We start from the raw sequence: 555 nt of genomic DNA on the forward strand, positions 1-555 counted from the left end.
AGTTCACACATCAAGAGTGTCACGTTAAACAAACCGAGATTTGTGGCACGGTTTGTCAGTTGTTAAACCTTGACCACGATAAACCTTACACGCAAGCGTTGTTAGCACTATGAGCAGTTCTGTTTTATCACCAAGCGCGAGCCGCACGGCGAAACCAACGACGAGCGTTTGGCTCAAGCGCATCAAACCCGCAATCTGGCTGGTTCCCTTTGTGCTTTTTTTCTACCTATTCCAACTCGCGCCCATGATGTGGGTGCTGTTAAACAGCTTTATCTACGATGGAGAGTTCGCTTTCGATAACTACATCGAAGTACTCGATTCTGCGTTCATGCTGCAAGCATTCGGAAACAGTTTATGGCTGTCCGTTTGGTCGAGCATTTTCGGGCACGCCATTGCGACGCTGTTGGTTTCTTCCTTACGCCGAGTAGACAGTAAGCTAAGAGACGCCGTGATTGCCTTCACCAACATGAGCAGCAACTTTGCAGGCGTACCTCTGTCGTTTGCCGTCATCATCATCTTAGGCACAAACGGGGCAATTACGTTGTTGCTAAAGCA

At 48.5% G+C, this 555-nt stretch carries 2 pseudogenes; both read left to right on the forward strand.

Features of this window, described 5'->3' with window-relative positions:
- Positions 1-113 (forward strand): annotated as a pseudogene (locus tag R7E78_RS29400) (alkaline phosphatase family protein); the annotation flags it as partial.
- A pseudogene (locus tag R7E78_RS29405) lies at positions 110-555 on the forward strand (ABC transporter permease); the annotation flags it as partial. The pseudogenes R7E78_RS29400 and R7E78_RS29405, both read left to right, overlap by 4 nt.

Source organism: Vibrio sp. YT-19(2023), assembly GCF_033337395.1.